Raw genomic sequence first — 13,332 nt, 5'->3', positions numbered from 1 at the left:
GAGCACGACATGAGCAACGAGAGCTGGAGCTTCGAGACCCGCCAGATCCACGCGGGCCAGACCGCCGACGCCGCCACCGGCGCCCGCGCCCTGCCGATCTACCAGACGACGTCCTTCGTCTTCGACTCCGCCAAGCAGGCCGCGGACCGGTTCGCGCTCGCCGAGCTCGGCCCGATCTACACGCGCATCGGCAACCCCACGCAGGAGGTCGTCGAGAACCGCATCGCGGACCTCGAGGGCGGCGTCGGCGCGCTGCTCGTCGCGTCGGGGCAGGCGGCGGAGACGTTGGCGATCCTCAACGTCGCCGAGGCCGGCGACCACGTCGTCGCGAGCCCGTCCCTGTACGGCGGCACGTACAACCTCCTGCACTACACGCTGCCGAAGCTGGGCATCGAGACGACGTTCGTCTCCGACCCGCACGACCCCCAGGCGTGGCGCGACGCGGTCCGCCCGAACACGAAGCTGTTCTTCGCCGAGACGATCCCGAACCCGAAGTCCGACGTCCTCGACATCGAGTCGGTGGCGGGCGTCGCGCACGAGGTCGGGGTCCCGCTCGTGGTCGACAACACGGTCGCGACGCCGTACCTCGTCAACCCGCTGCAGTGGGGCGCCGACGTCGTCGTGCACTCGGCGACCAAGTACCTCGGCGGGCACGGCACCGCGATCGGCGGCGCGATCGTCGACGGCGGCACCTTCGACTACGCCCAGCACCCCGAGCGGTTCCCGAACTTCAACCAGCCCGACCCCTCGTACCACGGGCTCGTGTTCGCGCGGGACCTCGGTGTCGGCGGCGCCTTCGGCGTGAACCTCTCCTACATCCTCAAGGCGCGCGTGCAGCTGCTGCGCGACCTCGGCGCGGCGATCAGCCCCTTCAACGCGTTCCTCATCGCGCAGGGCATCGAGACGCTGTCGCTGCGGCTCGAGCGGCACGTCGCCAACGCGCAGAAGGTCGCCGAGTGGCTCGAGGCCCGCGACGACGTCGTGCGCGTGCACTACGCCGGGCTGGAGTCGAGCCCGTGGCACGCGAACCAGCTGAAGTACGCTCCCCGGGGTGCCGGCGCGGTGCTCGCGTTCGAGCTCGAGGGCGGGTCGGAGGCCGGGCAGGCGTTCGTCTCGGCGCTCGAGCTGCACTCGAACGTCGCGAACATCGGCGACGTCCGCTCGCTCGTCATCCACCCGGCGTCGACCACGCACAGCCAGCTGACGCCGCAGGAGCAGGAGCTGTCCGGCGTGACGCCGGGCCTCGTGCGCCTCGCCGTCGGCATCGAGCACGTCGACGACATCCTGGCCGACCTGGACGCCGGCTTCCGGGCCGCCAAGGGCGCCTGAGCCGTCACCCACCGAGGAGCCCCGCCGCATGACGACGCCCCACCCCCGCCCCGGCACCCCCGCGCCCCACGACACGTCCGACGGACGGGTCGTGCGGGGACGCGCGATGCCGGGCGCGGGGGCGGGCGACGTCCCCGCCGTCGGGCGGCGCACCCGCCGCGGCGCGACCCTCGGCACGCGCCACCAGCGGCCCGACCACGGCCCGGTGCCCGCGAGCGCGGCGTGGCGCGACGGCGACCCCGTCGGGCGCCGGCAGTTCGCCGACCTCGGACCGTTCGCCCTCGAGTCGGGCGGGCGGCTGCCCGCCGTCCGGCTCGCGTACGAGACGTGGGGCGAGCTCGACGAGGACGGCGGCAACGCGGTGCTCGTCCTGCACGCGCTCACGGGCGACTCGCACGTGACCGGCCCCGCCGGCGACGGGCACCCGACCGCCGGCTGGTGGCAGTCGATGGTCGGGCCCGGCGCACCGATCGACACCGACCGCTGGTTCGTCGTCGCCCCGAACGTGCTCGGCGGGTGCCAGGGGTCCACGGGTCCCGCGTCGACGGCGCCGGACGGCCGCCCCTGGGGCAGCCGCTTCCCGCTGCTGACCGTCCGCGACCAGGTCGCCGCGGAGGTGCGCCTCGCGGACCTGCTCGGCATCGACCAGTGGGCGCTCGTCATCGGGGCGTCCATGGGCGGGCTGCGCGTCCTCGAGTGGGCGGCGTCGGCGCCCGACCGCGTCGAGGCGTTCGCGGCCATCGCGACGTGCGCGCAGACGGGCGGCGACCAGATCGCGGGCTTCCACACCCAGCTCGGTGCGATCCTCGCCGACCCGCGGTACCGCGACGGCGACTACTACGACGCCGCCGACGGCGACGGGCCCCACGTGGGCCTCGGCATCGCCCGGCAGATCGCGCACCAGACCTACCGGTCCGCGGCGGAGCTCGACGAGCGGTTCGGTCGCATCCCGCAGGGCGCGGAGGACCCGCTCGAGGGCGGCCGCTTCGCCGTGCAGTCGTACCTGGACCACCACGGCGACAAGCTGGCCCGGCGGTTCGACGCGAACACGTACGTCACGCTGACGCGGTCGATGATCACCCACGACCTCGGGCGCGACCGCGGCGGCGTGGAGGCAGCGCTCGCGCAGGTCACGGCGCGTGGCCTCGTCGTCGCGGTCGACTCCGACCGCCTGTTCACCCCCGCGCAGTCCGAGCGCATCGCTGCGGGCGTGCCCGGCGCGGGCCCCGTGCGGTACGTGCGCTCGCCGTACGGGCACGACGGCTTCCTCATCGAGGAGGACCAGGTGGGCGCGCTGGTCACGGACTTCCTGCGCGAGGGCGCGCGGCGCTGACGAGCCGCACGCCCGGGTGATGCCGGGCGGCGCGCGCACGCGGCACGATGGGCCGATGCGCACCGGAGCCGACGTCACCGCCGCGCGGGCGGCCCTGCACGAGCAGTGGGACGCGCTGCGCCGCTGGGTCGACCAGGTCGGGGACGCCGAGCTCGCCGCGGCGCCGTCCGTGCTGGACGGCTGGACGGTCGGCGAGCTGTGGGCGCACCTGGGCCGGGCGCTGGAGGCCCTGACGGTCTGCACGCCGGCGCCGGCGGACGCGGCCCCCCTGTCCCTGCGCGAGTACCTGGGCTCGTACGCCGCGGGCGCGGCCGAGATCGCGGAGACGACCCGCCGCCTCGCGGCGGAGCAGGCCGCCGACCCGGTCGGCGCCGTCGACCGCAGCGCGCGGGCCGCGTTCGCGCGGCTGGACGAGCTCGGCCCCGGCGACCCGGTCGTGCAGGCCCGCCGCGGACCCGTCCGGCTCTCGACCATGGTCGTCTCGCGGGTCGTCGAGCTCGTCGTCCACGCCGACGACCTGCTGCTGTCCGTGCGGCGCGCGCACGGCACCGACACCGTGCCGGACCCGGTGCACCCCGGCGCCCTGCGCCTCGTCGCCGACGAGCTGCTCGCGATCGTCGTCGCGCGCGGCGGCTGGGACCTCGAGGTCGCCGACGCGCGCACGTGGGTGCGGCTGGCCGCCGGGCGCGTGCCGTACGACGTCGACGTCCTCGCCGACGCCCTGCACCCGCGCTACACGTCCGACGCGGTGCCGGACCTCGGGCGGATGCTGCCGCTGCTGTGACCGGACGGTCCCGCACCGCACCCGGCTAGCGTGAGCCGCATGCTGAGCGCGCGCGTCACGTCCTTCTCCACCGACGACCCCCTGTCGGGGCTCGAGGTCGGCGACGCCCCCGAGCCCGAGGTCGTGACCGACCCGCCGGCCGGGTGGACGACCGTCGAGGTGCGCGCCGCGTCGCTCAACCACCACGACCTGTGGTCGCTGCGGGGCGTCGGGCTCGGCGCGGACCGGCTGCCGATGGTGCTCGGCACCGACGCGGCGGGCGTGACGCCGGACGGGCGGGAAGTCGTCGTGCACGCGGTCGTCGGCGGGCCCGACGGTCGCGGCGTGGCCGCCGACGAGCCCCGCTCGCTGCTGTCGGAGCGCTACCCGGGCACGCTCGCGGAGCGGGTGGCGGTGCCCGCGTGGAACCTCGTCCCGAAGCCCGCCGAGCTCGGCTGGGTCGAGGCCGCGTGCGTGCCGACCGCGTACCTGACCGCCTACCGGATGCTGTTCCGCTCCGGCGCGGCCGTGCCCGGGCAGCGCGTGCTCGTGCAGGGCGCGGGCGGCGGGCTCGCGGTGGCCGCCGTCCAGCTCGGTGCGGCGGCCGGGCTCGAGATGGTCGTGACCGGGCGGGACCCCGGGCGTCGGGAGCGGGCGCTCGCGCTCGGCGCCGCCGCCGCCGTCGAGCCGGGGGCGCGGGTCGGGCGCGTCGACGTGGTGCTCGACAGCGTGGGGCGCGCGACGTGGGAGCACTCGGTCCGCTCCGTGAAGCCCGGCGGGCGGGTCGTCGTCGCGGGCCTCACCTCCGGCGACCCCGCGCCCGCGTCGCTCACGCGGGTCTTCTTCCAGGAGATCAGCGTGGTCGGCGCGACGATGGGCACGCGCGACGAGCTCGCGCAGGTGCTCGCGTTCCTCGCCCGCACGGGCGTGCGCCCGCTCGTCGACTCCACGTTCCCGCTCGCGCGGGCCGGTGACGCGCTCGGCCGGATGTGGCGCGGGGAGCAGTTCGGCAAGATCGTCCTGGAGGTCTGACCGGCGCCACCGCCGGGCGGGGAGGAGGGCACGTGCAGCCGACGACGGGCAGCGGGACGCCCGGCGGCCCGTCGTCGCCGGTCGTCACGCCCGCCGCCCCCGACGTCCCCGCCGCGACCGCACCACCCGCGTGGACGTCCGACGGCCTGCGCGCCGACGCGTGGGGTCCGGACCTGCTGGGCGAGGGCTTCGAGGCGCGCCTGCTGCCGCTCGCGGACGACGACGAGGGCGAGTGCGTCGCGACGCTCGTGCGCTACCGCCCCGACCCGGCGCTGCGACCCGCGCGCGCCGTGCTGTACGTGCACGGATGGTCGGACTACTTCTTCCAGACGCCCCTCGCGCAGTACTGGCACGGTCTCGGTGCCGCCTTCTACGCCCTCGACCTGCGCAAGTACGGACGCTCGCTGCGCCCCCACCAGACCCCCGGGTACGTGGACGACCTGCGCACGTACGACGAGGAGATCGGCCTCGCGCTCGACCGGCTGCGCGCCGAGCTCGGGCCGGTCGCGCGGATCCTGCTCATGGGCCACTCCACGGGCGGGCTCACGCTGTCGCTGTGGGCCGCCCGGCACCGCGGCCGCGTCAGCGGCCTCGTGCTCAACAGCCCGTGGCTCGAGCTGCAGGGGTCCGCGATCGTCCGGCACGTCAGCGCGCCGGCGATCCACCAGATCGCGCGCTTCCAGCCGCGCGCACCGCTGCCCAACATCGACCCCGGGTACTACGCGCGCACGATCGCGGCCGCGACGGGCGGCGAGTGGACCGTCGACGAGCGGTGGCGCCCCACGCCGTCGTTCCCCGTGCGCGCCGGGTGGCTGCGGGCCGTCATCGCGGGGCACGCGACCGTCGCGCGCGGCCTCGGCATCGACGTCCCGGTGCTCACGGCCCTGTCCTCGCGCACCCTCATCAGCCCGCGCTGGACCGACGACATGCGCTCGGCGGACATCGTCCTCGACACCGAGGCGATCGCCCGGCGCACGATCCACCTCGGCCCCGTCAGCACGCTCGTGCGCGTCCCCGGCGGCATGCACGACCTGACCCTGTCGGCGCGGCCCGCGCGCGAGCGGTTCTACGCCGAGGTCACCCGCTGGTTGACCGCGTACGGGTGGGGCTGACGGCACCGCTCGCCGCCGGGGCCGTCAGAGCGCGCCCGCGGCCTCCGCGAGCGTCGGCCCGCCGTCACCGAGCCGCCACGCGCGCCACCCGTCCACGGCCTCCACGCCCGCGGCGAGCGTCGCCGCCTCGTCCGGGGACGCCACGCGCGTCCCGTCGGGCAGCTCGATCATGCCGTCGGGCATGAGCAGCGCCGTGAACCGCTGACCGCGACGCTCGCGCACCCACACGAGCGTCGTCACGGCGCGCCGGCGCTTGGCGAGCGTCGCGAGCTGCGGGTAGGGCCACCCCTCGCGGGCGGGGGCGGGACGGTCCGGCGTACCCGTCGCGGCGGCCCGGACCACCGGTGTCGGCGCGGTGTCGGCGGTGGCGTCCTCGTCGGCCGAGGTCCCCGCGGGGACGGCGCGACGCAGACCGGCGACCGGCGTGAGCGTCGGGGCGTCGGCCCGCGTGGCGTGGTCGCCGCCTTCCCGGTCCGGGCGGCCGCGGCCGTCGTAGGGCTCGTCGCTGCGCGGCGTCGGGGTCTCCGGCGTCGGGCCCGCCGTGCGGAACGGCAACGGCGTCGGCTCGGTGACGGAGCCGCGGCGTCCGATGGGCACCGGGGCGGGCGGCTCCGGCCGCACGGGCGGCGTGACGGCACGCAGCTCGCCCGTCGGCGGGGCCTTGCGCACGGGGCCGCCGGGCCCGCGCTGCTGGTCCTCGTAGGCGACGGACGTGTAGCCCTCGCTCGACCGGACGAGGCGCAGCGCGGTCGGCTCGACCGAGCGGCGCGAGCCCTCGTGCAGCGCGAGCGGGGAGACGTCGAGCAGGCGGCGCTCGTCCCCGCGCACGACACCGACCTGCAGCACCTCGACCTGCCGGGCGGGCCCCCGCAGGAAGGCGAGCGTGTCCGCCGCCTCCGCGGCGACCTCCGAGCAGAGCAGCAGCAGCCGGACGCCGTCCCGCCGGTTCGTCTGCGCACCGACCGGCACGTGCTCGCGGAACGCCGCGAAGTCCACGGCGAACCGGCCGGGGTCGGCGTGGTAGGCGCGGGCGAGGTCCGACGTCGTCATGCGGCCGGCGGCGCCGCCGCGGCGCAGGGCGGCGACGATCGCGTCGTCGTCGAGCACCTGCGCGACCTCGACGACGACCGGCCGGCCCGCGGCGTCGAGCGCGAGCAGCTCGGGCAGGTCGCCGCGGTCGGCCGCACCGGCGCGCGACCGGACGACGAACAGGGGCTCCCCGGCGATCGCGGCGAGGTGGTGCGTGACGAGCGCGCCGACCTCCTGCGCGAACGACCCGGCGAGCGGCTGCATCGGCTGGACGAGGCGGGGGCGCCCCTCGTCGAGCTCGAAGATCGGCATGTCGCGTCCGGGCCCCTTCTGGGCACGCGCCCGCGCCGGGGCCGTGCACCGTCGCCGTGGGCGCGCGTCATCCGCGCGCGCCTCGCGGGCCCCCACTGTCCCATGCCGGGACACGCCGCGTCAGCCCGTCGGGACCCCTCGGAGAGGTGACGTCGGTCGCCCGGCGGGCAGGTGTCGCGGCGGACCCGTCAGTCGTCCGCGAGCAGGGCCTCGACGCGGTCGACCTTGGCCTGCAGCTCCCCGGTGCGCCCCGGACGGATGTCGGCCTTGAGCACGAGGCTCACCCGGTCGCCGTGGCGCCCGACCGCCTCGGTCGCGCGCTTCACGACGTCCATCACCTCGTCCCACTCCCCCTCGAGCGTGGTGAACATGGCGTCGGTGCGGTGCGGCAGACCGGAGGCCCGCACGACGCGCAGCGCGTCGGCGACGGCCTCGGACACGGACTCGCCCGCACCGAGCGGGGCGACGGAGAAGGCGACGAGCATGCCCCCACCCTGACGCGCCCCCGTGCCGACATCCACCCAGCCGGCCCCGCCATGCCTGCCGGCCCGCCCCCACCGCGGCGCCCGGCGCACGCCCGCCCCCTCCCGTCGAGCGCGGTAGATGCGCGACGAGCGCGGTAGTCGTCACACCCGCGCTCGTGCCGTATCTACCGCGGTCGACGGCAAGGGGCGGGGGGTGGGGGTCAGGTGTCGAGGGTGCGGCCCAGGCCCGCGCGGCGCAGGACGGCGCCGACCGCGAGGCCGACGAGGGCGAGCGCGACGGCCGCCACGGCGGACGTCACGGCGACGCCGTGCGTGAACGCGGCCTCGGCGACCGTGCGCACCTGCGCACCGACCGGTCCGGGCAGGGCGTCGGCGACGGCGACCGCGCCGCCGAGCGTCTGGCGCGCGGCGTCCGCGTCGGGGCCCGCCACCGCCGCGGGCAGGACGAGGTCCGCGCGGTACACGGCGTTCAGCACCGATCCCAGCACGGCGACCCCGAGCGACGCGCCGAGCTCGTACGACGTCTCGGAGATGCCGGACGCGGCACCGGCGCGCTCGGGCGGCACGGAGGCGAGGATCGCGTCGTTGGTCAGCGTCTCGGCGAGGCCGACGCCCGCGCCGACCAGGCAGAAGACCGCGACGATCCCGCCCGTGCCGACGTCCTGCGCCACCACGGCCCCGAGCGCGTAGCCCGCGACGGCGAGCAGCATCCCGCCGGGCACGAGCGCCCAGCGCGGCGCCACGCGCGCGAGCCGCACGGCGACGAGCCCCGACACGATCGACGCGACCGCCCCCGGCAGCAGCGCCGTCCCGGCCTCGCGCGGCGACAGCCCGACGACGAGCTGCAGCACCTGCGAGACGACGAGCACGAGCCCGGCGAGCGCGAACGACGCCGTGAAGTTGGCACCGACCGACGCGGCGAACACCGGCCGCCGGAACAGCGCGACGTCGAGCAGCGGGTCCGCCAGGCGCACCTGCCGGCGCACGAACACGGTGACGAGCGCGGCCCCGACCGCGAGCGCGCCGAGCCCGAGGGCGCCGACGCCGTGGCCGGCGGTGGTCTTGATGCCGTAGACGAGCGGCAGCATGCCGACGGTGGCGAGCACGACGCTCGGCACGTCGAGGCGGGCCGCGGAGGGGTTGCGCGACTCCGGCAGGACGAACGGCGCCACGACGAGCAGCACGAGCAGCACCGGCACGTTGAGCAGGAAGATCGAGCCCCACCAGAAGTGCTCGAGCAGCCAGCCGCCGACCACGGGGCCCAGCACGGAGCCGCCCGCGAACCCGGACGCCCAGATCGCGATGGCCAGGCGCCGCTGGGCGTCGTCGAGGAAGACGTTGCGCAGCAGCGACAGGGTCGAGGGCATGAGGGTCGCGCCGAAGACGCCGAGCAGCGCGCGGGCGGCGACGAGGTGGGTCGCGTCGCTCGACCAGGCGGCGAGCAGGCTGACGAGCCCGAAGCCGGCGGAGCCGATCAGCAGCAGGCGCCGGCGCCCGACGCGGTCGCCGAGGGTACCCATGGTGACGAGCAGGCCGGCGAGCATGAGCGGGTAGACGTCGACGATCCACAGGAGCTGGTCGGCGGACGGCGTGAGCGCGAGCGAGATCTGCGGCAGCGCGAACGAGAGCACCGTCGTGTCGATGCTCACCAGCAGCACGGGGAGCATGAGGACGGCGAGGGCGAGCCACTCGCGGGCGCCGGCGCGGGGTGTCGTCGCGGCGGCCCGGGGCGTGGGTGCGGTCGTGTGCGTGGGCACGGTGGTTCCTGTCGTGGTCTCCCGCGTGACCGGGCGGGGCCCCGGGGGACGGGCGCGCGGTGCGGGTCCCTGCCCCGTACCGGACGCGGCAGCGCTGAGCGCGCCACGTGGCTATACCGTCCAGCCGGTACAGTAGCACCGACCGTCCGGACGGTGCACCGTGACGGACCGCACTACGCTCCCCGCATGGCCTCGACGCGCGACCGCATCCTCGACGCGCTGCAGGACGTGCTGCTCGAGGGCGGCCCGGCGGGCGCGACGCTCGACGTCGTCGCCCAGCGCGCGGGCGTCTCCAAGGGCGGGCTGCTCTACCACTTCCGCTCCAAGGACGACCTGTTCGCCGGGCTGCTCGACCGCCTCACCGCGGGGGCCGCCGCCGCCGACGCCGCCACCCCGACGGACCCCGTCCGCGCCGCGCGCTGGTTCCTCGACGGCTCGCAGACCGCCGAGGGGCCCGAGGAGCGCACGATGCTCGCGGCGCTGCGGCTGCTCGGCACGTACCCGCCCGCCCAGGAGCGCATGGCGGCCTACCTGGACGGCTGGGCCGCGGGCCTGCGCCGGACGATCGACGACCCGGTGCTCTCCCGGCTCGTGCAGCTCGTCGGCGACGGGCTGTTCCTCCACGCGCTGCTCGGCTCCGGCGACGCCGCCCTCGACGGCCGCGTGGTCGCCCAGGTGCTCGACCGGGTCGCCGGCGGCGACTGACCCCGCGGCACCCGTCCGCCGCCCCGAGCCGCCGGGTTGCGGCAGACTCGCCCCCGCCCGCAGCCCCGGCCCCAGGAGGACACGTGCACGTGCAGCAGATCGGCGTCGCCTACGCCGCCACGGACCCGACCGCCGCCGGCGCCTGGCTGGCCGAGCACCTCGGCTTCCGCACGCTGGTCGACCTCGGCTGGTACGTCAGCACGCAGCACCCGGACCGCGAGGAGGTCCGCGTCGACTTCGTCCGCGGCGACCACGCGACCTGGCCGGCACCGGCCGCCGGGGTCGGCGGGGCCATGCTCGCGCTGGTCGTGACGGACGTCGACGGGCAGCACGCGCGCATGACCGCCGCGGGCGTCACCGTGCTCAAGGAGCTCGTCACCGAGCCCTGGGGGCAGCGCCGGTTCCAGGCGGCCGGCCCGGACGGGCTGGTGGTCGAGCTCGTCCAGCCCGTCGAGCCGGACCCCGCGTGGATGGCGGCGCAGGGCCTCGGCGGCTGAGCCGCACGGTCAGGCCGTCGCCGACCGCTCCGGCAGGTGCGCCGCCAGCAGCTCGGCGAGGTGCACGCCCTGCACGCCCGCGAGGTGGTCGGCCTGCGTGCGGCACGAGTAGCCGTCGGCGAGGAACACGTCGCCCGGCTGCGCGTCCCGCAGCGCCGGCAGCAGCGACGCCTCCGCCACCGCGACCGACACGTCGTAGTGCCCCTTCTCCATGCCGAAGTTGCCCGCGAGCCCGCAGCAGCCGGCCAGCGCCGAGAACTGCGCGCCCGCCTGCGTGAGCAGGCGGCGGTCCGCGGTGTACGTCATGACGGAGTGGTGGTGGCAGTGCGGCTGGACGACGGCCGTGACGTCGGACAGGTCCGGCAGCGTCCAGCGGTCCCCCGGTCCCACGGGCGCGGGGGCCATGAGCAGCTCCGCGAGCGTGCGCGTCTCGCGGGCGACGGCCTTCGCGCGCGGGTCGTCGGGGAGCAGGTCGAGCAGGTCGCTGCGCAGGACCGCCGTGCAGGACGGCTCCAGGCCGACGATCGGCACGCCGTTGACGGCGAACGGGCCCAGCACCTCCAGCAGGTGCGACAGGCGCTTGCGCGCGCCGTCGAGCTGCCCGGTGCTGATCCACGTGAGGCCGCAGCACGCGTCGTGGTCCGGGACCAGCACCTCGTAGCCGGCGTCCCGCAGGACGCGCACGGCCGCGTGCGGGACGGACGGCGCGAGGGTGTCGCTGAACGAGTCGGTCCACAGCACGACGGGCGGACGCCGCCCGCCCTCCGACGCACCCTCGGGCACCGTCGGCAGGCCCTCGGCCGCCGCCGACCCCACCACGCGCACGTCGCCGGACCGGGCGCCGGCCGTCCGCGACCACGCGCGGAACGGCACGGACGCGAACGTCACCATCTTCCGGCGCGTGTCCATGCCGCCCGCCGCGAGCACGGCCTTCGCGAGGGGCCGCACGCGCAGCACGGCGTTCGCGAGCGACGCGAGCCCCGGCAGCCCGGTGACCAGCCGCGTCCACCGGGGCAGCCAGCCCAGCGCGTAGTGGTTCACCGGCCGCAGCCTGCCGCGGTACGTGCGGTGCAGGACCTCCGACTTGTACTGCGCCATGTCGACGCCCGCGGGGCAGTCGGACGAGCACGCCTTGCAGGACAGGCACAGGTCGAGGACGTCGTGCACCTCGGGCGACGACCAGCCCTTCGTCACGAGCGTGCCGTTCGCCATCTCCTGCAGCACGCGCGCGCGGCCGCGCGTCGAGTCCCGCTCGTCCTTGGTGGCCAGGTACGACGGGCACATGAAGCCGCCGGCCGCCCGGTTGTCCGCGCGGCACTTGCCGACGCCGACGCAGCGGTGCACGGCCGTCGTCATGTCGCCGCCGTCGTGCGCGAAGGAGAACCCGCCGGAGCCCGCGAGCAGCGGGCGGGCGGACGGGCGGCGCAGGTCCGCGTCGAGGGCGTTCGGGCGCACGAGCACGCCCGGGTTGAGCAGGTCGCGCGGGTCGAACAGGTCCTTGACGGCGCCGAACAGGCCGATCGCGCGCTCGGAGTACATGACCGGCAGCAGCTCGGAGCGGGCGCGGCCGTCGCCGTGCTCGCCCGACAGCGAGCCGCCGTGCGCGGCGACCAGCGCCGCCGCGTCCTCCATGAACGCGCGCAGCGGCTGCCCGGACTCCACCAGCGGCATGTCGATGCGCAGGTGCACGCACCCGTCGCCGAAGTGCCCGTACGCGAGCCCGTCCACCCGGTGGGAGGCCATGAGGGCCTCGAGCTCGCGCAGGTACGCCCCGAGCCGCTCCGGCGGCACCGCGGAGTCCTCGAAGCCCGGCCACGCCTGCTCCCCCGACGGCGTGCGCCCGCCGAGGCCGGCGCCGTCCTCGCGGATCCGCCACATCGCCGCGGCCTGCGGCCCGGGCGGGAAGATGCCGACCGCGTCGGTGCCCGCGTCGGCCGCGAGCGCGCGGGCGGTCGCCATCGCCTCGTCGAGGGTCTCGCCGCCGACCTCGACCATCATCCAGCCGGCACCCGGCGGCAGGTCGGGCACGGCCGCCGCGCCCCGGACCCGCCGCACGACGTCGACGAGCCGGGCGTCCATGCCCTCCACGGCGAGCGGCCGGTGGGCGAGCAGCGCGGGGACGGCGTCGGCGGCCGACGGCATGTCCGGGTAGCCGAGCACGACGAGCACGGGCGCGGACGGCACCGGCACGAGCCGCACGGTCGCGCCGAGCAGCGTGACGAGCGTGCCCTCGGTGCCGACCAGCGCCTTGGCCAGGTCGGTGCCGTTCTCCGGCAGCAGGTGCTCGAGCGAGTACCCCGACACCTGCCGCGTGAACCGGCCGAGCTCGGTGCGGATGACGTCCAGGCCGCCGCGCACCAGGCCGTCCAGCCCCGGCACGACGTCCAGGGCGCCGGCGCCGGAGCGCGCGGTGAAGCGCCGGCCCGTGCCGTCGACGACGTCGAGGTCGACCACGTTGTCCGCGGTCCGCCCGAACGCCACCGCGCGGGGGCCGCACGCGTTGTTGCCGATCATCCCGCCGAGCGTGGCGCGCGCCTGCGTCGACGGGTCGGGGCCGAAGCGCAGGCCGTGCGGTGCGGCCGCGAGCTGCAGAGCCGACATGACGACGCCCGGCTCGACGCGCGCCGTGCGGGCCTCGGGGTCGATCTCCAGCACGCGGTTCACGTGCCGGGAGAAGTCGAGGACGATCCCCGTCCCGACGGCGTTCCCGGCCACGGACGTGCCGCCGCCGCGCGACGTCACGGGCGTGCCGGTCTCCCGCGCGACGTGCAGGGTCGCGAGCACGTCGTCGGTGTCCCGGGGGAACACCACGACCCGCGGGACGACCCGGTAGTTCGACGCGTCGGTGGAGTACTCGGCGCGCCGGCGCGTGCTGTCGTCCACCACCCCGCGGACGACGCCCGTCAGCGCGTGCACCACGTCCCGGACGTCCGCACCGGGCCTCTCGGTCGTCACAGCCACGGGGGGCAGTGTCCCAC

General features: G+C 76.6%; 11 protein-coding genes. 7 read left to right on the top strand and 4 right to left on the bottom strand.

Features of this window, described 5'->3' with window-relative positions; genetic code table 11:
* Positions 1-9: 9 nt before the first annotated feature.
* The 5 genes from FB586_RS05950 (at position 10) to FB586_RS05930 (ending at position 5,569) form a co-directional block, all read left to right on the top strand.
* On the top strand, positions 10-1,329 hold the full coding sequence (locus FB586_RS05950; RefSeq protein WP_136518429.1) for a bifunctional o-acetylhomoserine/o-acetylserine sulfhydrylase: 1,320 nt from the start codon (positions 10-12) through the stop codon (positions 1,327-1,329).
* A gap of 28 nt (positions 1,330-1,357) precedes the next feature.
* The gene (gene metX, locus FB586_RS05945) at positions 1,358-2,662 is read left to right on the top strand and encodes a homoserine O-acetyltransferase MetX (protein WP_136518428.1); all 1,305 of its coding nucleotides are present in this window, start codon (positions 1,358-1,360) and stop codon (positions 2,660-2,662) included.
* A gap of 55 nt (positions 2,663-2,717) precedes the next feature.
* On the top strand, positions 2,718-3,446 hold the full coding sequence (locus FB586_RS05940) for a maleylpyruvate isomerase N-terminal domain-containing protein (protein WP_136518427.1): 729 nt from the start codon (positions 2,718-2,720) through the stop codon (positions 3,444-3,446).
* Between the two features lie 39 nt (positions 3,447-3,485).
* Entirely contained in the window at positions 3,486-4,457 is a 972-nt protein-coding gene (locus FB586_RS05935; protein ID WP_136518426.1) for a zinc-binding dehydrogenase, read from the top strand.
* Between the two features lie 146 nt (positions 4,458-4,603).
* Positions 4,604-5,569, top strand: coding sequence for an alpha/beta hydrolase (locus tag FB586_RS05930; RefSeq protein ID WP_136518910.1), 966 nt, complete (start codon positions 4,604-4,606; stop codon positions 5,567-5,569).
* Between the two features lie 24 nt (positions 5,570-5,593).
* Here the strand turns inward: FB586_RS05930 and FB586_RS05925 are convergent, their stop codons facing one another.
* The 3 genes from FB586_RS05925 to FB586_RS05915 all read right to left on the bottom strand — a co-directional run bounded on the left by FB586_RS05925 (position 5,594) and on the right by FB586_RS05915 (position 9,152).
* A complete protein-coding gene (locus tag FB586_RS05925) occupies positions 5,594-6,910 on the bottom strand; it encodes a restriction system modified-DNA reader domain-containing protein (protein ID WP_136518425.1) in 1,317 nt (438 codons plus the stop codon).
* Positions 6,911-7,098: 188 nt separating this feature from the next.
* A complete protein-coding gene (locus FB586_RS05920; RefSeq protein ID WP_136518424.1) occupies positions 7,099-7,395 on the bottom strand; it encodes an MTH1187 family thiamine-binding protein in 297 nt (98 codons plus the stop codon).
* Positions 7,396-7,595: 200 nt separating this feature from the next.
* On the bottom strand, positions 7,596-9,152 hold the full coding sequence (locus tag FB586_RS05915; RefSeq protein ID WP_246036552.1) for an MFS transporter: 1,557 nt from the start codon (positions 9,150-9,152) through the stop codon (positions 7,596-7,598).
* A gap of 186 nt (positions 9,153-9,338) precedes the next feature.
* Between FB586_RS05915 and FB586_RS05910 the strand changes: the two genes are divergently transcribed.
* Both FB586_RS05910 and FB586_RS05905 read left to right on the top strand, forming a co-directional pair.
* On the top strand, positions 9,339-9,857 hold the full coding sequence (locus tag FB586_RS05910; protein ID WP_136518423.1) for a TetR/AcrR family transcriptional regulator: 519 nt from the start codon (positions 9,339-9,341) through the stop codon (positions 9,855-9,857).
* A gap of 83 nt (positions 9,858-9,940) precedes the next feature.
* Positions 9,941-10,354: a VOC family protein gene (locus tag FB586_RS05905; protein WP_168800472.1), complete on the top strand. Its 414-nt coding sequence runs from the start codon at positions 9,941-9,943 to the stop codon at positions 10,352-10,354.
* Positions 10,355-10,363: 9 nt separating this feature from the next.
* Here the strand turns inward: FB586_RS05905 and FB586_RS05900 are convergent, their stop codons facing one another.
* On the bottom strand, positions 10,364-13,315 hold the full coding sequence (locus FB586_RS05900) for an FAD-binding and (Fe-S)-binding domain-containing protein (RefSeq protein WP_136518421.1): 2,952 nt from the start codon (positions 13,313-13,315) through the stop codon (positions 10,364-10,366).
* Positions 13,316-13,332: the final 17 nt, after the last annotated feature.

The sequence above is a fragment of the Cellulomonas telluris genome, assembly GCF_004886325.1.
GTDB classification, from domain to species: Bacteria; Actinomycetota; Actinomycetes; order Actinomycetales; family Cellulomonadaceae; genus Cellulomonas; species Cellulomonas telluris.
The sequence above is the reverse complement of the archived record's forward strand: the minus strand, read 5'-3'. Positions and strand labels throughout refer to the sequence as shown.